The organism is Actinomadura rubteroloni (assembly GCF_002911665.1).
Lineage (GTDB): Bacteria > Actinomycetota > Actinomycetes > Streptosporangiales > Streptosporangiaceae > Spirillospora > Spirillospora rubteroloni.
The window spans coordinates 162,008-182,320 of the sequence record NZ_MTBP01000004.1; the positions used below are offsets into that span (position 1 = coordinate 162,008).

At 73.2% G+C, this 20,313-nt stretch carries 17 protein-coding genes; 10 read left to right on the forward strand and 7 right to left on the reverse strand.

What is annotated here, in order from left to right:
- Positions 1–42 precede the first annotated feature (42 nt).
- On the reverse strand, positions 43–1,128 hold the full coding sequence (locus BTM25_RS25020) for an alcohol dehydrogenase catalytic domain-containing protein (RefSeq protein ID WP_205648262.1): 1,086 nt from the start codon (positions 1,126–1,128) through the stop codon (positions 43–45).
- A 94-nt stretch (positions 1,129–1,222) separates the two neighbouring features.
- On the opposite strand from BTM25_RS25020, the gene BTM25_RS25025 reads away from it, so the two are divergent.
- Both BTM25_RS25025 and BTM25_RS25030 read left to right on the forward strand, forming a co-directional pair.
- On the forward strand, positions 1,223–2,122 hold the full coding sequence (locus BTM25_RS25025) for a LysR family transcriptional regulator (RefSeq protein WP_168212236.1): 900 nt from the start codon (positions 1,223–1,225) through the stop codon (positions 2,120–2,122).
- 137 nt (positions 2,123–2,259) lie between these two features.
- Entirely contained in the window at positions 2,260–2,679 is a 420-nt protein-coding gene (locus tag BTM25_RS25030) for a hypothetical protein (protein WP_103565478.1), read from the forward strand.
- Here BTM25_RS25030 and BTM25_RS25035 read toward each other — a convergent pair whose 3' ends face one another.
- The 5 genes from BTM25_RS25035 to BTM25_RS25055 are packed head-to-tail and all read right to left on the reverse strand — an operon-like array spanning position 2,680 to position 9,967.
- Positions 2,680–4,998 carry an arylsulfatase gene (locus BTM25_RS25035; protein WP_103565479.1) on the reverse strand — a complete coding sequence of 773 codons (2,319 nt, stop codon included), beginning with the start codon at positions 4,996–4,998 and terminating at the stop codon, positions 2,680–2,682.
- Entirely contained in the window at positions 4,995–6,599 is a 1,605-nt protein-coding gene (locus BTM25_RS25040; RefSeq protein ID WP_103565480.1) for a dipeptide ABC transporter ATP-binding protein, read from the reverse strand. The genes BTM25_RS25035 and BTM25_RS25040 overlap by 4 nt, the downstream gene beginning before the upstream one ends.
- Positions 6,596–7,438 (reverse strand): ABC transporter permease, encoded by an 843-nt coding sequence (locus BTM25_RS25045; RefSeq protein ID WP_103565481.1) that lies wholly within the window; start codon positions 7,436–7,438, stop codon positions 6,596–6,598. Before BTM25_RS25045 ends, BTM25_RS25040 begins: the two co-directional genes overlap by 4 nt.
- A complete protein-coding gene (locus BTM25_RS25050) occupies positions 7,435–8,394 on the reverse strand; it encodes an ABC transporter permease (protein WP_103565482.1) in 960 nt (319 codons plus the stop codon). The genes BTM25_RS25045 and BTM25_RS25050 overlap by 4 nt, the downstream gene beginning before the upstream one ends.
- 10 nt (positions 8,395–8,404) lie before the next feature.
- Entirely contained in the window at positions 8,405–9,967 is a 1,563-nt protein-coding gene (locus BTM25_RS25055; protein ID WP_103565483.1) for an ABC transporter substrate-binding protein, read from the reverse strand.
- 136 nt (positions 9,968–10,103) lie between these two features.
- On the opposite strand from BTM25_RS25055, the gene BTM25_RS25060 reads away from it, so the two are divergent.
- The 4 genes from BTM25_RS25060 to BTM25_RS25075 all read left to right on the forward strand — a co-directional run bounded on the left by BTM25_RS25060 (position 10,104) and on the right by BTM25_RS25075 (position 14,731).
- Positions 10,104–11,024 (forward strand): TauD/TfdA dioxygenase family protein, encoded by a 921-nt coding sequence (locus BTM25_RS25060; protein ID WP_103565484.1) that lies wholly within the window; start codon positions 10,104–10,106, stop codon positions 11,022–11,024.
- Between the two features lie 62 nt (positions 11,025–11,086).
- Positions 11,087–12,271: a thiolase family protein gene (locus tag BTM25_RS25065; RefSeq protein WP_103565485.1), complete on the forward strand. Its 1,185-nt coding sequence runs from the start codon at positions 11,087–11,089 to the stop codon at positions 12,269–12,271.
- A gap of 14 nt (positions 12,272–12,285) precedes the next feature.
- Positions 12,286–13,122 carry an NAD-dependent protein deacetylase gene (locus tag BTM25_RS25070; protein ID WP_205648263.1) on the forward strand — a complete coding sequence of 279 codons (837 nt, stop codon included), beginning with the start codon at positions 12,286–12,288 and terminating at the stop codon, positions 13,120–13,122.
- A 172-nt stretch (positions 13,123–13,294) separates the two neighbouring features.
- Positions 13,295–14,731, forward strand: coding sequence for an alkaline phosphatase family protein (locus BTM25_RS25075; protein WP_103565486.1), 1,437 nt, complete (start codon positions 13,295–13,297; stop codon positions 14,729–14,731).
- Positions 14,732–14,734: 3 nt separating this feature from the next.
- Here BTM25_RS25075 and BTM25_RS25080 read toward each other — a convergent pair whose 3' ends face one another.
- Positions 14,735–15,916 carry an MFS transporter gene (locus tag BTM25_RS25080; RefSeq protein ID WP_103565487.1) on the reverse strand — a complete coding sequence of 394 codons (1,182 nt, stop codon included), beginning with the start codon at positions 15,914–15,916 and terminating at the stop codon, positions 14,735–14,737.
- A 95-nt stretch (positions 15,917–16,011) separates the two neighbouring features.
- On the opposite strand from BTM25_RS25080, the gene BTM25_RS25085 reads away from it, so the two are divergent.
- From BTM25_RS25085 to BTM25_RS25100, 4 genes are all read left to right on the forward strand, one after another.
- The gene (locus BTM25_RS25085; protein ID WP_103565488.1) at positions 16,012–16,881 is read left to right on the forward strand and encodes a LysR family transcriptional regulator; all 870 of its coding nucleotides are present in this window, start codon (positions 16,012–16,014) and stop codon (positions 16,879–16,881) included.
- A gap of 285 nt (positions 16,882–17,166) precedes the next feature.
- Positions 17,167–18,186: a glutamine synthetase gene (gene glnII, locus BTM25_RS25090; protein ID WP_103565489.1), complete on the forward strand. Its 1,020-nt coding sequence runs from the start codon at positions 17,167–17,169 to the stop codon at positions 18,184–18,186.
- Positions 18,187–18,361: 175 nt separating this feature from the next.
- Positions 18,362–18,982: a DUF6069 family protein gene (locus BTM25_RS25095; RefSeq protein WP_103565490.1), complete on the forward strand. Its 621-nt coding sequence runs from the start codon at positions 18,362–18,364 to the stop codon at positions 18,980–18,982.
- 206 nt (positions 18,983–19,188) lie between these two features.
- On the forward strand, positions 19,189–20,199 hold the full coding sequence (locus tag BTM25_RS25100) for an alpha/beta fold hydrolase (RefSeq protein ID WP_103565491.1): 1,011 nt from the start codon (positions 19,189–19,191) through the stop codon (positions 20,197–20,199).
- Positions 20,200–20,313 lie beyond the last annotated feature (114 nt).

Sequence of the window (20,313 nt, forward strand, 5' to 3'; positions counted from 1 at the left end):
TAAGGTCCAGCAACCTCCACCCATCCCGCCCCGCGTGGGTCGTCACCCTATCGGCGTCAAGACGGTGCGGTCGTAAGGGCCGTTGTGTTTTGCGGCGTGGGTTATTGCTTCGTTGACCTGGTCCAGGGTGAAGCGGGTTACGTGCTCAGGGGCCAGGTCGAGGGCGCCTGAGGCGATGAGGCGGATCATGCCGACGTTCGCTGTGCGCGGGTACATCCATTGGCCGCGCAGGGTTATCGAGTTCCGCATGATCCAGGGATAGGGGAGGGCCAGGTCGGCTCCGCCGAGCATTCCCACGCCGCCCATCAGGATGATCCGTCCGTATTCGCGGACGGTCATGGCCGCCGCTCGGGTCGCCGTGGCCGGTGCCTGAGGGGGTAGCAGGTCGAGTGCCATGTCGATCGGGCCGTCGGCGGCGGCCTGCATCGCGGCGCGGTCGGTGTCTTCGTCGCCGGTTAGTTCGACTGGTGTCAGTCGGGGGGCGAAGCGGTCTGTCAGCAGGGCTAGGGCGGCTTGGTTGCGGCCCGGGGCGATCACCTTGCCGGCGCCCATTGCCAGGGCGATGGCGACCGCGCTGCTGCCCAGGTTGCCTGTCGCGCCGTTGATCAGGATTGTTTCCCCGGCTTGGAGGCGTCCCGCTAGCAGGCCGCCGTAGGGGATGGTGTGGACTCCCAGCGCTGACCATCGCGCGGGGTCGGCTGCCGCTGCTTCGGGCAGCGGGTATGCGTTCTCGGTGGGGACGCGCATGAGTTCGGCGAACGGGCCGTCGTGCATGTGCCGGGCCAGTCGGGCGCCGCCTTCGCCGCGCGAACTCCAGCCTTGCAGGGTGATGTCCGGGGTGAGGGCGTCGTCGCGGGCGCGGACCGTCGAGTCGCACCAGACGATGTCGCCCGTGCGCAGTCTGGTCGCGTCCGGGCCCACGCTCACCACGCGGCCGATGCCGCCCACGCCCGGGACGACCGGTGGTTCGAGCGGGTAGCGCCGTTCGCCGCTGAACACTTCGGCCGCGTACGGGGGAACGCAGGTCGCCAGGACCTCGACCAGGACTTCGCCGCCGCCGGCTCGCGGGTCGGGCACGTCCCGCACTGTGAGCGGGGCGCCGAAATCGGTCAGTGTCGCTGCTCGCATGGGGGAGCCTTTCTGTCGCGTCTTCTGGCCACGGTAGGCAGCGCAGGGACATGCGGGAAGCGACGATCCGGCATCTCTGGTATGCGTAGGCAGCATGGACGTGTCGAGTGCGAGCCTTCGGGTGCTCTGCCAGATCGCCGAGTCGGGGAGCTTCACCGCAGCCGCCGCGCGGCTGGGCTACACGCAGTCGGCGGTGTCGCGGCAGGCGCTCGCCCTCGAACGCAGCGCCGGGGCCGCGCTGTTCGAGCGGCGGCCGGACGGGGTGCGGCTCACCCGGGCCGGACTGACCTTGCTGCGCCACGCGCGGACGATCCTGGAGTCCGTCGACGCGGCCGAACGCGACCTCGCCGGGGGAGTTCCGCGCACGGAGCAGGTGCGGCTCGGGGTGTTCCCGAGCGCGGGGCCGGTGATCCTGCCGGTCGCGCTCGCGCGGCTCGCCGAGACGGCGCCACGGGTCCGGGTCACCACCCGCGAGGGCACGACACCCGGCCTGACGCGGGCGTTGCGCACGGGTTCGATCGACGTCGCGGTCCTGACGTCGCGTCCGCCGTACCGTCCGCCGGACGGCGAGTCGCCGCGCCTGCACCTCACGACGGTCCAGGACACCGAACTTCTCGTGGCGGCGTCGGCCACCGGGACGTTCGCCGGCCGCACGTCGGTGCACGTCGACGAATTGGTGGACGCGCCCTGGGTCGCCGCCCCGTCATCGAGCGCCGAGCCGCTGCTCGGCGTCTGGCCGGGCCTGCCGGGACGGGCGCGAGTCGTCCACAGCGCACGCGACTGGTTGACGAAACTGCAACTGGTCGCGGGCGGTTTCGGCGTCACGACGATCCCGGACCGCCTGTCACCGGTTCTCCCACCCGACGTCATCTGCCTCCGCGTGCGAGGCGCGCCGCCCGAGATCCGTCGCGTCCTCGTCGCCCGGCTCCCCGGCCCGGCCACACCGGCGATCATCGCCGTCACCGGGGCGATCGGGTCCATCGTCGCGTCGTGACGACCGTGCTTCTGGCGAGCGGACCGAAAGTGCTCGCCGCGGCGGGGTCGGCGTGTTTGACCTCGTCGGCGCGGAGGTGGACGGCGCGGTCGGTGAAGCGGGCTGCTCAGCCGTTGTTCTCGGGTAGGCGTTCTATCGTGCAGTCGGTCGGGGTGGCATGGAACCGCGCCCAGGCGCTGTGCCGCAAGTGGTGGGGCTCGGACGACGAGGTCCTGGCGTTCGGCACGGACGTCGCCGGACGGGCCGAGGCGGGCGATCCCGTCGCCGTGATGCTCGCGGTGGCGCATCTGGAGAACGACCTGGCCGCGCTCGCCGCCCCGGACATCCGCGCCGCGCTCGCGGATGTCGCCGACCGGTTCGGCGCGGGACGTCCCGGGCATCCCCGCGTCCGCGAGGCCCACCATCTGTTCGGCGCGGTGTTCTTCCAGGTGGGTGACGAGGAGCGCGCCCGTCGCCATCTGCGGCTCGCGGGCCGGACGTCGCCCCACCCGCTCGCGTGGGGCTACCGTCCGGCGCACGAGAAGCGGTTCACGAAGGCGCTCCGCGCGTTGCGGTAGTTACTCGTAGACGTCCGTTGCTGCGGCTGTGGCGGCGCGGACGCGGCCGGGCGCGTAGTTGGCGGGCGCGCCCGGCACGTAGCGGACGTGGTGGAGGCGGCCGGTGAACGGGAACGCGCGGTGGCGTTCGTGCAGGGGCCACGACACCGGGCCGCCCCGGTCGATGCCGACGGAGATGCCGGTCCACGGTGCCATGCCGACGAGCATCGCTACCTCGTCCAGGGCGGCCAGTTCGGTGTCGCCCGAGTGGACCGACACGCGCCACCGGAAGTCCGGCAGAGCGGTCAGGCGCAGCACCCACGCGGCGGGGCCGGGGGAGGCCGGGCCGGCGTCCAGGGAGTGCAGGGTGCCGTACGCGTTCCAGTCCAGGCGCAGGTGGCCGTCCTCCACGAACAGGACGTAGCCGCCGCCCTGGTCGCCGTGCGCCACCAGGACGCCCGCGTCGCCGGGCGCGAGCGTCGCGCGGACCTCGATGTCCACGTCCCGCAGCGCGATCAGCTTGGACGACCGGTAGCGCTCCAGAGCGGGCGTGCCGGCCGGGAGCGTCACGGGGCGGCTCAGTGCCGCCTCGGCCGGACGGCGGACGTTCAGCAGTCCCGACGCGTCCGACAGGGGGAAGACCGTGTTGCGCCATGCGGCCTGCTCCCACGCGTCGGCCAGCTCGCGGGTCAGCTCGGGGTACTGGGCGGAGACGTCGTCGATTTCAGTCGGGTCGGCTGTGACGTTGTAAAGCTCCCATTCCGCGTCGTCGTAGGGCGTGCCGGGCGCGTGCAGCGTCAGCAGCTTCCAGCCGTCGCGGTAGTAGCCGCGCTGCCCGCCCCACTCGGCGTACTGCTCGGGGTGCGTGCTCGGAACCTGCTCCGACTGCGCGACGGGCGCGAAGCTGGTGCCGTCCAGGTCCAGCACGGGCACGCCCTGACGGGCCGCAGGACGCGACACCCCGGCGAGTTCCAGCAGCGTGGGATACAGATCGGTGACGTACTGGTACTGCGGACGCAGCCCCGAGTCGCCGTCCCCGCGCGGCAGCCCGGCAGGCCACGACAGGACGAACGGCACCCGCACACCGCCCGCGAACGTGTTCCCCTTGTAGAGACGGAACGGCGTATTGGAAGCCATGCCCCACCCGCGCGGATAGTGGACCATCGCCTGCGGCCCGCCGATGAGCGACGGATCCAGCGGCGTGTCCCGCGACCACGACGAGGGCAGCCCCGCCACGTGGACGAACTGGCTGAAGTAGCTCCGCGTCCCGGCGGGACCGCCCTCGGCCGTCCCGCCGTTGTCGGACGTGAACACGACGATGGTGTTGTCCAGTTCGCCGTACTCCTCGATGGCGGCGAGCAGGCGGCCGAGGTTCTGGTCGATGTTCTCGACCATCGCCGCGTAGACCTCCATGTACCGCGCGAGCAGCGACCGTTCCGCGGCGGGCAGGGACGACCAGGCGGGCACGTCCAGGCCGGGCTCGGCGTTGCGGGGCGCGAGCCGCGTCCCGGCAGGGAAGAGCCCGGACGCGAGCTGCCGGGCGAACCGCTCGTCCCGCAGTTCGTCCCAGCCGCCGTCGTACCGGCCGCGCTGCCGGGCGATCGCCTCGGCCGGGGCGCCGAGCGGCCCGTGCATCGCGTGGTGGGCGAAGTAGAGGAAGAACGGACGGTCGTCGGATGCCCGCAGCGACCGGATCATCCCGATGGCCTCGTCGGTGAGGTCGTCGGTCAGGTAGTAGTCGTCGGGGTAGCGGTCGACCTCCACGGGACTGTTGTCGCGGACGAGCCGGTTCGGCGCGAAGAAGCTGTTCAGCCCCTCCAGCGTCCCGTAGTAGCGGTCGAAGCCGCGCTGGACGGGCCAGGAACCGCGCCGCCCGGCGTCGCTCATCTGCGCGTCGCGGGTGAGGTGCCACTTGCCGGCCATGAACGTCGCGTAGCCCGCCTCGCGCAGCGCCTCGGGCAGCGTGACGACGTCGTCGCCCAGTTCGAGGGTGAGCCCGGGGAAGCCGGGGTCGAAGTTCGCGACGTTCGCGAACCCCGCCCGGTGCGGGTTCACGCCGGTCAGCAGCGCCGCGCGGGCGGGCGAGCAGACCGGGGTCGTGTGGTAGTTGGAGAACCGGTAGCCGCGCGCGGCGAGCCGGTCCAGCGTCGGCGTGGGCACCTCGGCGCCGAACGGGCCGATGTCGGAGTAGCCGAGGTCGTCGGCGAGCACGACGACGATGTTCGGCGCGCCCGCGCGCGGCCTCGGGACGTCGGGCCACCACGGCTCGGACTCGGCCGCCGTCCGTCCGACGCGGCCCCGGAAGCCTTCGTAGCCTCGGGCGTACGGGGGGACGCTCATGCCGGCACCTCCAGGTCGGGTCCGCGCCGGGACCGCTGCGCGACGGGGTCGGGGATCGGGACGGACGCCACGAGCGCCCGCGTGTAGGGGTCGGCGGGACGCGTCAGGACGTCCCGCGCCGGTCCGGACTCCACGAGCCGCCCGCCGCGCAGCACCGCGACCCGGTCGGCGACCCGGTGGACGACCGCGAGGTCGTGGCTGATGAACACGCACGCGAACCCGTGCCGTTCCTGGAGTTCGGCGAACAGTTCGAGGACGGCGGCCTGCACGGACACGTCCAGCGCGCTCGTCGGCTCGTCGGCCAGCAGCAGGTCCGGTTCCAGGACGAGCGCCCGCGCGAGCGCCACCCGCTGCCGCTGCCCGCCCGACAGCTCGCGGGGCAGGCGGCGGCCGTGCTCGCGGCGGAGCGCGACCTGTTCGAGCAGGTCCTCGGCGCGGGCGGCCCGTTCCGCCGGGGTGCCGATCCCGTGGACGTCGAGCGGTTCGGTGATCGATTCCAGGACGGTCCGGCGCGGGTCGAGCGACGCGGCCGGGTCCTGGTGGACGACCCCGATCCGCCGCCGCAACGCGCGCAACTCCGACCGCCCGAGCGCGGCCAGGTCGCGCCCGAACAGGCGGGCGCTCCCGGACGCGGGACGCAGCCGGCCGACGGCGACCCGTCCGAGCGTCGTCTTGCCGGACCCGGACTCGCCGACCAGCCCGAGCACCTCGCCGGGCGCGACCGACAGCGTGATGCCGTCGAGCGTCGCCGGACGTCCCGGATGGTCGACGACCAGGTCCGCGACCGCGAACACCGGTTCGCCGTGCCGCGCGGCCCGCGACGCGGGCTCGGACCCGTCCAGGCGCGGCACCGCCGCCAGCAGCCGCTGCGCGTACTCGGTCTCGGGCGCGTCGAACAGCCGTCCGACGTCCTGCGTCTCGACCACCCGGCCGTCGCGCATGACGGCGACCCGGTCGGCGAGGTCGGCGACGACGCCCATGTTGTGCGTGATGAGCAGTACCGCGAGCCGCCGCTCGCGCCGCAGGTCCCGCAGCAGGGCGAGGATCTCGGCCTGGACGGTCACGTCGAGCGCGGTGGTGGGCTCGTCGGCGATGAGGACGTCCGGATCGGCGGCGAGCGCGAGCGCCAGCACGATCCGCTGCTTCTGCCCGCCGGAGAACTGGTGCGGGTAGTCGCGCGCCCGGCCGGGCGGAATCCCGACGGACGCGAGCAGCTCGCCCGCCCGCTTCGCCCGCTCGCGGCGCGACGACGTCCCGTGCGCCCGCAGCACCTCGCCGATCTGCCAGCCGACGCGCTCGACGGGGTTGAGCGCCGTCGACGGCTCCTGGAACACGAGCGCGATCCGGGCCCCGCGCACGCGGCGCAGCGCGTCCTCGGGCAGGCCGAGCAGTTCCCGGCCGTCCAGCGTGACGCTGCCGGACGCGGTCGCGCCCGGGGGCAGCAGGCCGAGGACCGCGAGCGCGGTCACCGACTTGCCCGACCCGGACTCGCCGACGACGGCCAGGACCTCGTCCGGCTCCAGGTCCAGGTCGACGCCCTGGACGGCCGTCCCGCCGGGGAACCGGACGGCCAGGTCCCTGATCCGCAGCACCGGGGTCATCGCGCACCTCCGCGCCGCGCGGCCAGCAGGGCCTGCGCGATGAGCTGGAAACCGAGGACGAGCAGGACGATCACCAGCAGCGGCCCGACCGCATAGAACGCGTTGGCGCCGAGCTGGCCCATCGCGGCGGCGAGGACGCCGCCGAGCGACGGCGTCGGCGGCCGGACGCCGATCCCGATGAAGTTCATCGCGCTGTCGATGAACACCGCGCCCGACGCCGACAGCGCGAGCTGGACGATCACCGCGTCGAGGATGTTGGGCACGACGTGCTTGCGCAGCACCCACGTCCGGGACGCGCCCATCGTCTCGGCGGCGTCCACGTAGGGCAGTTCGCGGACCTCCAGCGCGGCCGTCCGGACGAGCCGTCCGAACAGCGGCACCTCGGCGCCGACGACGACGCAGACGACCGGCAGCACGCCGGGCCCGGTGACGGCCGCGATGGCGATCCCGAGGATGATCGGCGGGAAGGCGAGCAGGACGTCGAACGCGCGCTGCGCGAGCACGTCGGCGGGCGCGGCCTGCCCGGCGAGCAGCCCGGCGAGGCCGCCGAGCAGCGCGCCGCACGGGACGGCCACCAGGCAGATCGCGAGGTCGATCCGGACGCCGTAGAGCACCCGGGAGAACACGTCCCGGTTCACCTCGTCGGTGCCGAACAGGTGCGCGCCGCTCGCGCCGAGCAGGTTGGCGCCCGGGATCTGCTCCTGCGGCGCGTACGGCGCGACGAGCGGGGCGAGGACGCCGAGCAGCACGACCGCGCCGACGAGCACGAGACCCGCGAGGCCGCGCCCGTGCGTGAGCGCGCCCCGCCGCGGGGCCTTCGCCAGGACGAGACCGGTCATCGGGCACCCCCGAGCCGGATGCGCGGGTCGAGCAGGGCGTGCGCGGCGTCGGTCAGCAGTTGCAGGACGGCGAACACCGTCACCGACAGCATCAGCAGCACCTGCACGACCGGGTAGTCGCGGCCGGTCACCGCGCGTTCGATCAGCAGCCCGAGACCGGGCCAGGAGAAGGTGAACTCGACCAGGACCGCGCCGCCGAGCAGCGCGCCCGTCTGGAGGCCGAGCACGGTCAGGCTCGTCGGCAGGACGTTGCGCAGCGCGTGCCGGAACAGCAGCCGCCGCCGCGCCACCCCCGCCGCGAGCGCCGTCACGACGTAGGGCTTGGCGAGTTCGGTCCGCAGCGACTCGGCGAGGTAGCGGGTCAGCACCGCGCCGACCGGCAGCCCGAGGCACACGGCGGGCAGCAGCAGGTACTGCGCCGTGATGGACGGGTCGGCGAGCAGCCCGTCGCGCGGCACGCCGCCGGCGGGCAGCACCGGCACGAGGACGCCGAACACCAGCGCGAGCGCGACGCCGAGCACGAACGTCGGGATCGCGATCGCCAGCGTGTTGACGCCCGTCAGCAGGTGCTCCAGCCAGCGCCGCCGCGTCCCGGCCCACAGCGGCCCGAGCAGCAGCGCGGACAGGACGGCGAGGAGCAGGGCGGTCCCGGTCAGCAGGAGCGTGTTGCCGAGCGCGTCGCCGACGAGCGAGCCGATGCCGCCGCCGATGATGTACGACCGTCCGGGGTCGAACGTCAGCAGGTCGCCCAGCCAGCGGAGGTACTGGGTGAGGAGCGGCTGGTCCAGGCCGAGCTGGTGGCGGATCGCCGCGACGGCGTCGGGCGTGGCGTTCGCCCCGGCCAGCGTCGTCGCGGGATCACCGGGGACGAGCCGGATCAGCCCGAACACCAGCACGGACGACACCGCGAGCACGGCGGCCAGCGACGGCAGCCGGCGCAGGAGGTAGGACGTCACGACGGCGTCCTCACGCGGTGAGCTGCGCGTCGGTCAGCACGAGTTCGGAGCGCTTGGTGTACGCGACGTTCCGGACCCGGTCGCTGACGGCCCAGCGTCCCTCGATGACGCCGATCTCGATGAGGAACAGCCCGTCGAGCAGGTCGCGCGAGAGTGCGGTGTACGCCTTCCGCGCCTCGACGCTGTCGCCCGCGACCTGCCGCCACGCCGCGTCCGCGTCCCGGGTGTAGGCCGCCGACGTGTAGTGCGACGAGTTCTTCAGCGCGTTGAAGGGATACGCGCTGACCGTGAGGGTGGACGGCGTGTACTGCGCCCACGAGTGGTAGGCCGTCCAGAGCCCCGGGAACTTGCCGCCGATGAGCTGGGCGACGAACGTCGGCGGGTCCAGCGGGTCCAGCGCGACGGTGATCCCGATCTCCTTCAGGTTCGCCTGGACGATCTGCGCGGTCGCCGCGAGCAGCGGGTCCTTGGCGATGTAGCTGTACTTCAGCGTCGGGACGGGCTTGCCGTACGCCGCGAGCAGGCTCTTGGCCTTGGCGACGTCCCGGCCGTAGGACGCGTTGAGCTGCGCGTCGTAGGCGGGGGAGGTCTTCGGCCACGGCAGGTTGGCCGTGTAGCCGCTGCCCCGGAAGACCTCGGCGATGACGCGGTCGCGGTCGAGGGCGTGCGCGATGGCCTGCCGGACGCGCACGTCCGCAAGCCCCTCGGCGGTGACGTTCGTCCCGACGTACACCTGGGTCTCGGCGCCGCGAAGCTGGATCGTGTCGAACTTGCCGGACTTCTCCAGCCGCTCGATGTCCAGGAAGCTGCTGCCGTAGGCGTAGTCGATCTGCCCGCTGCGGAGCTGGCTGGTCAGGGACGTCGTGTCGGTGATGACGGCGATGTCCACCGCGTCCAGGTACGGACGGCCGGGCACCCAGTACTTCGGGTTCTTCGCGAACTTCAGCCGGGAGTTCGGGCTCCACTTCTCGAACACGAACGGCCCGGTGCCGACGTAGCGGCTGCCGTCGCCGACGCCCGCGAACGTCTTCTCGTCCACGATCGGGACGATCTCCAGGAGGTCGAGGATGTTGCCGAGCGGGTGCGCCAGGTGCAGGACGGCCGTGTGCGGGTCGCGCGCGTCGATCGACGTGATGGCCTGCGCGGTGCTCTTGAGCTGGCCGTTCCACTTCGGGTCGGCGTAGGTCCTCAGCGAGAAGGCGACGTCCGCCGACGTGAACGGACGGCCGGTGTGGAACGTCACGTCGTCGCGCAGGTGGAGCGTGACGGTGCGGCCGTCGGGGGAGATCGTCCAGTCCTTCGCCAGCCGGGGCTCGGGCCGCAGCCGGTCCACCGGGTAGTGGATCAGGCTCTCGTAGACCAGGCCGATGATCGTCGTGACGCCGGCGTTGGAGTTGGTGAAGAAGTTCGCGGGGACGAGGTCGGTGGAGATGCCGCCGAGGAACGTCCCGCCCTTCTTCGCCGTGCCGGAGTTCTGGGCGCCGACCGCCGAGGTGCAGCCGGCCAGGGCCAGCAGGGCGGCGCCACCGGCCGCGCCGGTGAGCAGTGCGCGTCGGGACAGGGCTGGGTTCATGGGGGTCTCTCTTCGCTCGCCCGCGACCGGGGCACGTTCCGTGTGCCTCGTTTGTATAGTATTCCTACTTACCCGATCAAGTTAGACGGGTTTGGGCGGCGTCCGAGATGGCGTCTTTTCGAGAGGATTATGACCTATGACCCAGTTCACCGGCAGTCGGGCGGCGCTGGACGTCGCGCCCGTCGGGGGCAACATCGGCGCTGTCGTCTCGGGCCTGCGCATCGGCGCGGACCTCGCGCCGTCGGCCGTGGCGGAGTTCCGGGCGGCGCTGCTCAAGCACCGGGTCGTGTTCCTGCGTGACCAGGATCACGCCACCGACGACGACCAGTACGCCTTCGCGGCGCAGCTCGGCGAGGTCACCTCGCCGCACCCGACCGTGCGCGGCGACGGCCGGGCGATCCTGCCCATCGACTCCGAGCAGGGCAAGGCCAACAGCTGGCACACCGACGTGACGTTCGTGGACCGCGTCCCCGCGATCAGCGTCCTGCGCGCCATCACGCTGCCGCCCTACGGCGGCACGACGGTCTGGGCGAACACGGTCAACGCCTACGCCACCCTGCACCCGGGCCTCCAGGCGCTGGCGGCGCGGCTGCGCGTCCGGCACAGCAACGCGTTCGACTACGCCATCGAGCGCCCGGTGATCGGCGGCGTGGACGTCAAGGAGGAGGCGTACCGGGCCGAGTTCCGGAACACCTCGTTCGTCACCGAGCACCCGCTCGTCCGCGTCCACCCCGAGACCGGCGAGCCGTCGCTGCTGCTCGGCCACTTCGCGCAGTCGATCCGGGGGCTGTCCTCGGCCGACTTCCAGGACCTCTACACGCTGTTCCAGCGGCACATCACCAAGCTGGAGAACACTGTGCGGTGGACCTGGCGGCCGGGCGACATCGCGATTTGGGACAACCGCTCGACGCAGCACTACGCCGTCGCCGACTACGACGACCACCCCCGCCGCCTGCACCGGATCACGGTGGCCGGCGAGGTGCCGGTGGGCATCGACGGGGACGTCAGCACCGTCATCGAGGGCGACGCGTCCGGCTTCTCCTCGCTCGCCGCCTAGCGGGCGGGCCGGCGTGCGCCGCGCGTTGACAGCGTCCCGTTACCCGAACCAGACTCGGTTTCATGGTCTACCGGGACGTCTTCATCGTGGACGCCGTGCGCACGCCGGTCGGGAAGTACGGCGGCGCGCTGGCGCGGGTGCGGCCGGACGATCTCGCCGCGCACGCCGTCGGCGCGCTGCTCGCGCGCTCGCCCGCGCTGGACCCCGGACGGGTCGACGACGTCGTCCTCGGCAACGCCAACGGCGCCGGCGAGGAGAACCGCAACGTCGGGCGCATGGCGGCGCTGCTGGCCGGGCTGCCGGTGACGGTGCCGGGCGCGACGGTCAACCGGCTGTGCTCGTCCGGGCTGGAGGCGGTGATCCAGGCGGCGCGGGCGATCGCGGCCGGTGAGGCGTCGGTCGTCGTCGCGGGCGGCGTCGAGTCGATGAGCCGGGCGCCGTGGGTCGTTCCCAAGCCCGAGCGGGCCTTCCCGGCGGGCGCCCCGGAGATGTTCTCCACCACGCTCGGCTGGCGGATGGTGAACCCGCGCATGGAGCCGCAGTGGACGGTCGCGCTCGGCGAGGGCGCCGAGCTGGTCGCTGACAAGCACGCGATCACGCGGGAGAGCCAGGACGCGTTCGCGCTGGCCAGCCACCGGAAGGCCGCCCGCGCCTGGACGGACGGGCTGTTCGGCGCCGAGAGCGTCCCGGTGCCCGGCACGGACCTGACGCGCGACGAGACGATCCGCGCGACCGCCTCGCCCGAGGCGCTGGCCCGGCTCGCGCCCGCGTTCCGGCCGGGCGGGACGGTCACGGCGGGCAACAGCTCCCCGCTCAACGACGGCGCCGCCGCGCTGCTCGTCACCGACGCGGCGGGCCTCGCGGCGACCGGACGGGAGCCGCTCGCGCGGGTGCGGGCGTCGGCCGTGACCGGGATCGAGCCGCAGTACTTCGGTCTCGGCCCGGTGCGCGCCGTCCGCACCGCCCTGGAACGGGCCGGACGGACGTTCGCCGACGTCGGCGTACTGGAGCTGAACGAGGCGTTCGCCGCGCAGGCGCTCGGCTGCCTGGCCGAGTGGCCCGAGCTGGACCCGGCCGTGGTGAACCCGCGCGGCGGCGCCATCGCGATCGGCCACCCGCTCGGCGCGTCCGGCGCCCGGATCGCCGGGGCGGTCGCGCACCAGCTCGCCGCCGCCGGGTCCGGGACGGGCGTCGCCGCGCTGTGCGTCGGGGTCGGGCAAGGCGTGGCGCTGGTCCTCGAACGCTGAGGCACTATGAAAGCGTGACCGTTTCCGCCCCCGATGCGACCGCCGTGCTCGCCGACCTGCTCGCCGACGGCGAGGTCGTGGTGCTCAGCGGGGCGGGACTGTCCACCGAGTCCGGCATCCCGGACTACCGGGGCCCGGCGGCGCGCGGCCGGCCCGCCACGCCGATGACGTACCAGACGTTCGTCGGCAGTGAGGCCGCCCGGCGGCGGTACTGGGCGCGCAGCCACGTCGGGTGGCGGCACGTCACCGGCGCCGCGCCGAATGCCGGGCACCGCGCGGTCGCCGCGCTCCAGCGGCACGGCCTGCTCGCCGGGATCATCACCCAGAACGTGGACGGCCTGCACCAGGCGGCGGGCGCCCGGGACGTCCTGGAACTGCACGGCGCCCTCGACCGCGTCGTCTGCCTCGGCTGCGGCGCCCGCACGCCCCGCGCGGCGCTGGACGCCCGGCTGCGCGCCGCCAACCCCGGCTGGACGGCCGCCGCGGGAGCCGTCAACCCCGACGGCGACGTCGTCCTCGGCGACGCGCAGGTCGCCGCCTTCCGGACCGTGGACTGCGCGGACTGCGGCGGCGTCCTCAAGCCGGACGTGGTGTTCTTCGGCGAGAACGTCGCGCGCCCGCTGGTCGAGCGGTGCTTCGCGCTGACCGAGCGGGCGGGGACGCTGCTCGTCCTCGGCACGTCGCTGACGGTCGAGTCCGGGTACCGGTTCGTGCGGCGGGCGGCGCGGCTGGCCGTCCCGGTCGCGATCGTGAACCAGGGGCCGACGCGGGGCGACGCGGACGCGCTCGTCCGCATCGACGCGCCGCTCGGCACGACGCTCACCGGGCTGGCGGCGCGGCTGACCGCCTGACCGGCGTGGCTACTTTCTGTACCCGTTGAGTGACATAGAGTTCACTGGCGGGTGATCCCGGGTGACCGGTTGTTTTCTCCCCGCATTCACGCCTCGTCTGCCGTGCGGCAGAAACGGCCATAAATCGTTCCTTGTCGGGTTAGTCCGCTTCTTCCAGAGGAGTGCAGCTCCCATGCCCGACACCGCCACGCCCAGCCGCCGCCGCTTCCTGACCGCCGCCGGGGCCGCCACCGCCGCCGCCCTCGCCGCCGACGTCCTCCCGCCGAACGTCCGCCGCGCGCTCGCCGCCCCCGCCCGCCGCGCCGGCATGATCAGCGACATCGAGCACGTCGTGATCCTGATGCAGGAGAACCGCAGCTTCGACCACTACTTCGGAACGCTCCCCGGCGTCGCCGGCTTCGACGACCCCGACGCCCTCACGCTCGACACCGGGCGCTCGGTGTTCCACCAGCCCGACGACGTCAACCCGGCGGGCTACGTCCTGCCGTTCCACCTGGACACCGGGACGACCAGCGCGCAGGCCATCCCGTCCACCAGCCACGCCTGGGGCGTCCAGCACGCGGCGTGGAACCACGGGAAGATGGACGCCTGGCTGCCCGCGCACCGCAAGGCCGACGGCGCCGACGGCCCCTACGTCATGGGCTACTACACCCGCGACGACATCCCGTTCCACTTCGCGCTGGCCGAGCAGTTCACCGTCTGCGACCAGTACCACTGCTCGGTGTTCGGTCCGACGTGGCCCAACCGGCTGTACCTCATGAGCGCGAGCATCGACCCGTCCGGCGAGCACGGCGGACCCGTCACGAGCAACGTCGCGCCCACGCCCTACACGTGGAAGACGTATCCGGAGGCGCTGACCGAGGCCGGTGTGACGTGGAAGGTCTACCAGGAGGCCGATAACTACGGCTGCAATGTCCTGGAGCAGTTCAAGGCCTACCAGGACGCGCGGGTCAGCTCCACGCTCCACCGCAGCGCGCTGCGCACGTCCGAGGCCGGACGGTTCGAGTACGACGCCGCGCACGACCGCCTCCCGACCGTCTCGTGGATCATCCCGACCAGTTACCAGTCCGAGCACCCGGACTACACGCCCGCCGCCGGGGCCGACTTCATCGCGAGCAAGATCGACGCCATCGCCGCCAACCCGGACGTCTGGGCCAAGACGGTCTTCATCCTCACCTACGACGAGAACGACGGCCTTTTCGACCACGTCCCGCCGCCCACGCCGCCGGATGGCACCCCGGACGAGTTCATCGGCGGCCTCCCCATCGGCGGCGGCTTCCGCGTGCCGTGCGTGATCGTCTCGCCGTGGACGCGCGGCGGCTGGGTCGCGAGCGAGAAGTTCGACCACACCTCGCCGCTGCGGTTCCTGGAACGGCTGACCGGCGTCGCGATCCCGAACCTCACCGCCTGGCGCCGCCGGACGTTCGGCGACCTGACCTCGGCGTTCGGGTTCGCGTCCGCCGCCCGGTTCCCCAGCCTGCCGAACACGAAGCGGGAGCTGGCACGGGCGATCGGGAACGTCGAGACCCTGCCCGCGCCGAGGCTGCCCGGCGCGAAGCAGAAGCGTCCCGTCCAGGAGCGCGGCGATCGCCCGCGCCCGCGCGGCTGACGGTCAGCGGCGGCGCAGCAGGAGCAGGAACGCCGTCAGCGCCACCAGCGCGACCGCGCCCGTGAACGTCAGGCCCGCCGTGCGCAGGCCCCACGCGTGCGCGGCCACGCCCACCAGGATCACCGGGACCGAGATGCCGACATAGGCGACGACGAAGAAGCTGGACACCGTCTCGGCGCGCCGGGCGGCGGGGCTCGCCTCGCTGATCGCCGTCATCCCGGCGCGGAAGCCGAGGCCCTGCCCGATCCCGACGACGACCGTGCCGAGGACGAGCGGCGCGAGCGTGCTCGTCGCCAAGGCGGCGGCGATCGCGCCCAGCCCGGCGATCAGCACGACGCCGCCGAGCCGCAGCGCCAGCCGTCCCGGCACGCGGGACAGGGCCGTCTGCCCGAGGATCGAGCCCGCGAACATCGAGAACACGACCGCCCCGGCGACCGCGCGGTTCGTCAGGTGCAGCAGCGTCGCGAGGAAGCCCGGCTCGATCGCGGTGAGGAGGCCGAACACCGAGAACGCCGCGAACACCGCCAGCGCCGCGGGGACGAACACCGGCCGCACCTCCGGCGGCACGCCCGGCCGCTGCGGGCGCGGCAGCTCGTGGCGCGGCGCGGCGACGGTCTCCGGCGTCCGCCACACGCCGACGGCCGCGACGGCCAGCAGCGCCAGGTGGACCAGGAACGGCAGGCGCAGCGGCGCGGGCGCGTACTCGGCGAGCAGCCCGGCCAGCAGCGGGCCCATGCCGAGCCCGAGCATGTTGACGGCCGTCGCGAGCATCGCCGCGCGCGGCCGGTGCCGGGGGGCGACGAGTTCGACGAGCGCGACCGTCCCGGTGCCGGTGAGGAAGCCGGCGGACACGCCGGACACCAGCCGCCCGGCGATCAGCACCGGGATCCCGCCGTCGGTGAGGAACAGCACGGCCGACAGCGCGGACGTCGCGAGCGCGGCCAGCAGCAGCGGGCGGCGGCCGAGCACGTCGGAGGCGCGGCCGAACAGCAGCAGCGCCAGCAGGACCCCGCCCGCGTACACCGCGTAGATGACGGTGGTCATCAGGTTCGAGAAGCCGAACTGCTGCTGGTAGAGCCCGTACAGCGGTGTCGGAAGCGTCGTGCCGAGCATGCCCACGGTGAAGGCGAAGGCGACGAACACCACGCCCGCGCGTGCCGTGGGACGTTCGGTGGATCGATCCATAGTCCTTGGAGTGCTCACGAGAGATCAGGATGAACGTCCGAGGAGGCATCTATCCAACAGATTCTTCCCATAGCTTCGATCGGTACCATCCATCCATGGAGCTGCGCCAACTCGGGCATTTCGTTGCGGTCGCCGAGGAACGGCACTTCACGCGGGCGGCGCGGCGCGTCCACCTCGTCCAGTCGAGCCTGTCGAGTTCGCTGCGCGCGCTGGAGCGGGAGTTGGGGGCGGAGCTGCTGGTCCGCAACAGCCGCCGGGTCGAGCTGACCGAGGCGGGCCGGGCGCTGCTGCCCGCCGCCCGCCGCGCGCTCGCCGCCGCCCGGGACGGCCGCGACGCCGTCGACGCGGTGCGCGGCCTGCTGCGCGGACACCTCGCGATCGGCGCCATCCAGTCGTTCGGCGCGATCGACCCGCTCGCGCTCATCGCCCGCTACCACCGCGCCTACCCCGGCGTCACGCTGCGGCTGCGCACCGCGAGCGTGGACGCGCTGGCCGCCGCCGTCGCCGACGGGGAACTGGACGTCGCGTTCCTCGGCCTCCCGATGCGGGCGCGCCCGCTGCGGCTCGTCCCGGTCGCGACGGAATCGGTGGTGCTGGCCGTCCCGGCGGACGATCCGCTCGCGGAGGAGACGGTGGTCGACCTGGCCGGGCTCGGCGACCGCGAGTTCGTGGAGTTCCGGGCCGACTCGGCGCTGCGCGCGCTGATCGACCGCCGCTGCGCCGAGATCGGGCTGCACCGCCGCGCGTCCTGCGAGGTGGACCTCATCCCCGACCTGGTCGATCTCATCGCCGAAGGGCTCGGGATCGCGCTGGTGCCCCGGTCGGCACTGCGCCGCGCCGGGCCGCGCGTCGTCGCGGTCGGCGTCGAGCCGGAGATCCCGTTCGAGCTGGCGGTCGCCACGGCGGCGGACCGCCCGCCCGCGCCCGCGACGGCCGCGTTCCTGGCAATGCTGCCGGGCGCCTGACCGGCCGATTCGGGACGCGGCCGGGCGCACGCGAGAGTCGGCGCGCCGGAGGGCCGCCCGGAGCGACGGACCGTCACGGCATGGTCACGCCGCCACGGTTCGTCGTCGTCGGGCCTGCGGGGAGCAAAGTCCCTTCAAACGCTCCATGTGAGATCTCTCTCACGGTAAAGTGGCAGGTCAAGGCCTGTTTAACATGCCGTTCACATATGAGCAACAGGTGTGAAATGCCCGGTTGCCATCCTCGCTGTCGGTCACCACAGGCGGGCATGACGAAGGGAACCGACGTTGAGCTACAAGGCCGAGTACATCTGGATCGACGGGACCGAGCCGTCCGCCAAGCTCCGGTCCAAGACCAGGATCCTCCCCGACGGCGCGGACCTGCCGGACTGGGGCTTCGACGGCTCCAGCACCAACCAGGCCCCCGGTGACAACTCGGACTGCGTGCTCAAGCCCGTCCTGGCCGTCCCGGACCCGATCCGCGGCGGCGAGCACAAGCTGGTGCTCTGCGAGGTCTACCTCGTGGACGGCACGCCGCACCCGACCAACAACCGCGCCAAGCTGCGCCCGGTCGCCGAGAAGTACGCCGCGCAGGAGTCCTGGTTCGGCATCGAGCAGGAGTACACGTTCTTCCAGGCGGGCCGTCCGCTCGGCTTCCCCGAGACCGGCTTCCCCGCCCCGCAGGGCCCGTACTACTGCGGCGTCGGCGCCGACGAGGTCTTCGGCCGCGAGATCGTCGAGGAGCACCTGGAGGCGTGCCTCATCGCGGGCATCAAGGTCTCCGGCATCAACGCCGAGGTCATGCCCGGCCAGTGGGAGTTCCAGATCGGCCCGGCGAGCCCGCTGGAGGTCTCCGACCACCTGTGGCTCGCGCGCTGGCTGCTCTACCGCATCGCCGAGGACCACGACGTCGCCGCCAGCATCGACGCCAAGCCGGTGAAGGGCGACTGGAACGGCGCGGGCGCGCACACCAACTTCTCCACCAAGGCGATGCGCGAGAGCTACGACGCGATCGTCACCGCGTGCGAGTCGCTCGGCGCCGAGGGCAAGGTCGAGGAGCACATCGCCGGGTACGGCGAAGGCATCGCCGACCGCCTCACCGGCCTGCACGAGACCGCGCCGTTCAACGAGTACAGCTACGGCGTCTCCAACCGCGGCGCCTCGGTGCGCATCCCGTGGCAGGTCGAGGTGGAGAAGAAGGGCTACATCGAGGACCGTCGCCCGAACGCCAACATCGACCCGTACAACGTCACGCGCCTGCTGGTGAACACCTGCTGCGAGGCGCTGGAGAAGGCCGGCCAGGTCTGATCCCCCCGTCCGGCGCCGCCGCGCCGGATCTCGTGCCGAGAGGCCCCGGAGTCCGCTCCGGGGCCTCTCGGCCGTTCGGCGCCCCGCCTCAAATGACGACAAAGAGCGGAAAGGGCGAGCGTTCGGCGCGGTCACGGGGGGTAGTTCACCGATGACCGAACCGGGGGGAGGGGTCATGGGCTCAGGCGCGTCGGAACACCGGCGCCGGGCGGCGCGCGGGACGCGGCCGCCCGCCTCCTACCGGCGCTCGTACCGCTGCCGGACGGCCCTGGACCGCGCCCCCGAGCGCGCCGTGCGCCGCTACGACGACTTCGTCGCCCTGCACGAGCGGTGGGCCGAGGAACCGGAGATCGACGTCCGCCGCGTCTGGTGGTGCGGCGTGGCGCTGGCGTTCGCGGCGGCGGCGCTCGCGGCCTCGGCGGCGTTCCTCGGCCGCGCGCTGTTCGGCGTCCCGGTCCCGGCGTTCCTCGACGCCGAGGCGGGGCCGGGCTCGGCGGGCCTCACCTACGGGGTCTGCGCGGGGGCCGTCACGATCCAGGCGACCGCGCTGCTGCACGTCCTGTCCGGGACGGCCGAGCGCCCGGTGCGGTCGTTCGCGTGGACGGGCGCGCTCGTCGTCGTCATCGCGGCGCTGCTGCCGCTGACCGTGCGCGGGGACGTCCGGGCGATGGTCGCGACCGCCGCGCTGAACCTCGCGGGCGGGACGCTGATCGTCGGGATGATGACGCTCGTGGGCGCGGCGTCGCGGGAGTGGCCGGACGTCCGGCGCCGCCGCCGTCGTCGCTGGCGCCACTGATCCACCGAGACGACCGGGCGGTCACGAATTCCTCGCGCGCGTCGCGCCTTACCGCACGCTTGTCAACGTTATTTAACACGCACTTCATCGGCTGGAGATTTCCCCGGATCGGTGACCAGGATAGAAATACCCTACGGCGAGCACCGACCGGCTCCGGTCAATCGGCCCTCGCGTCCGGACACCTCCTGGAGATGGATGATAAAGAAATGATTCGCTCCCCCCGGACGCTGCGCACCGCGGCCGTCAACGTCGCCCACAAGGTCCTGTACGGCGGTCTGGCCGACCTGCGGCCCATGCCGGCCGACACGGCGGACGGCTCCGTCCGCCGCTACCGGCCGCCCCGGGGGGTGGTGCCCGCCGGGCCGCCCGTCCTGTTCGTCCCGTCGCCCGCCGCGCCCGCGCGCTGCTACGACCTGCGCCGGGGGTGCAGCCTCGCCGAGCACGTCGTGAACGCCGGACGGCTGAGCAACCTCCTCGACCCCGGCGCTGACCTGGACCTGGAAACACTGGCGGGGACGGTCCTGCCGGACGCGGTCCGGGAGGTCAGCGCCGCCGCGGGCGGGCAGCCCGTCCAACTCGTCGGCTGGTGCCTCGGCGGGCTGGCCGCGCTGCTGGCCGCCGCCGCCGACCCGGACCTGCCGATCGCGTCGGTCGCGGTGATCGCGACGCCGGTGGACGCCGCCGCCGTCCGCCGCGCCGTCCCGCTCGGCGGCGGCATGGCGCACACGGCGCTGAAACGGGCCCGGCGGCTCACCGGCATCGACAATTCACTGCTGCGGCCCTACCGGACGATCACGCATCTGGACGACGCGGAATTCCTCGCCCAGGCCGAGGCCGTCGACCATTTCGCGAACATCGCCGCCGGGCCGTCGGCCGCCGAAATCTACCGGACGCTCCTGCGCGGCAACGCGTTCGCCCGCGACGGCGTCGAGATCGCGGGCCGCCGCGTCGGGCTGGACGACGTGCGCGTCCCGGTGCTGGCCGTCGCGGGGGAGGCCGACGAGGTCGCGCCCGTCGCGTCCGTCCGGCCGCTGACCCGGCTGCTGCCGCGCGCCCCGCAGGTGCGGTTCGCGGTCGCGCCGGGCGGGCACCTCGGCGTCCTCACCGGCCGGTCCGCCCGCCGCACCACGTGGGCGCACCTGGGCCGCTGGCTGGACGAGGGCACCGTCCGGCACGGCATCCGCGCGCCCCGCCGGGTGGCCGCCGCCTCCGGCTGACGCGCCCCGCCCCCGGTTTCGCGCGGATTCCGCCATCCCTGGTGTGTCGTCCCTGCGATCACATCGTCACCGAACGTAGTGTGGCGCACCGGTTCGCACGAGTCCCGGCCGGGG

Excerpts from the sequence above, each read along its gene's own strand:
- BTM25_RS25020 (WP_205648262.1), bottom strand. The coding sequence starts at position 1,128 with ATGCGAGCAGCGACACTGACCGATTTCGGCGCCCCGCTCACAGTGCGG.
- BTM25_RS25025 (WP_168212236.1), top strand. The coding sequence starts at position 1,223 with ATGGACGTGTCGAGTGCGAGCCTTCGGGTGCTCTGCCAGATCGCCGAG.
- BTM25_RS25035 (WP_103565479.1), bottom strand. The coding sequence starts at position 4,998 with ATGAGCGTCCCCCCGTACGCCCGAGGCTACGAAGGCTTCCGGGGCCGC.
- BTM25_RS25040 (WP_103565480.1), bottom strand. The coding sequence starts at position 6,599 with ATGACCCCGGTGCTGCGGATCAGGGACCTGGCCGTCCGGTTCCCCGGC.
- BTM25_RS25045 (WP_103565481.1), bottom strand. The coding sequence starts at position 7,438 with ATGACCGGTCTCGTCCTGGCGAAGGCCCCGCGGCGGGGCGCGCTCACG.
- BTM25_RS25055 (WP_103565483.1), bottom strand. The coding sequence starts at position 9,967 with ATGAACCCAGCCCTGTCCCGACGCGCACTGCTCACCGGCGCGGCCGGT.
- BTM25_RS25060 (WP_103565484.1), top strand. The coding sequence starts at position 10,104 with ATGACCCAGTTCACCGGCAGTCGGGCGGCGCTGGACGTCGCGCCCGTC.
- BTM25_RS25065 (WP_103565485.1), top strand. The coding sequence starts at position 11,087 with ATGGTCTACCGGGACGTCTTCATCGTGGACGCCGTGCGCACGCCGGTC.
- BTM25_RS25075 (WP_103565486.1), top strand. The coding sequence starts at position 13,295 with ATGCCCGACACCGCCACGCCCAGCCGCCGCCGCTTCCTGACCGCCGCC.
- BTM25_RS25080 (WP_103565487.1), bottom strand. The coding sequence starts at position 15,916 with ATGGATCGATCCACCGAACGTCCCACGGCACGCGCGGGCGTGGTGTTC.
- BTM25_RS25085 (WP_103565488.1), top strand. The coding sequence starts at position 16,012 with ATGGAGCTGCGCCAACTCGGGCATTTCGTTGCGGTCGCCGAGGAACGG.
- BTM25_RS25095 (WP_103565490.1), top strand. The coding sequence starts at position 18,362 with ATGGGCTCAGGCGCGTCGGAACACCGGCGCCGGGCGGCGCGCGGGACG.
- BTM25_RS25100 (WP_103565491.1), top strand. The coding sequence starts at position 19,189 with ATGATTCGCTCCCCCCGGACGCTGCGCACCGCGGCCGTCAACGTCGCC.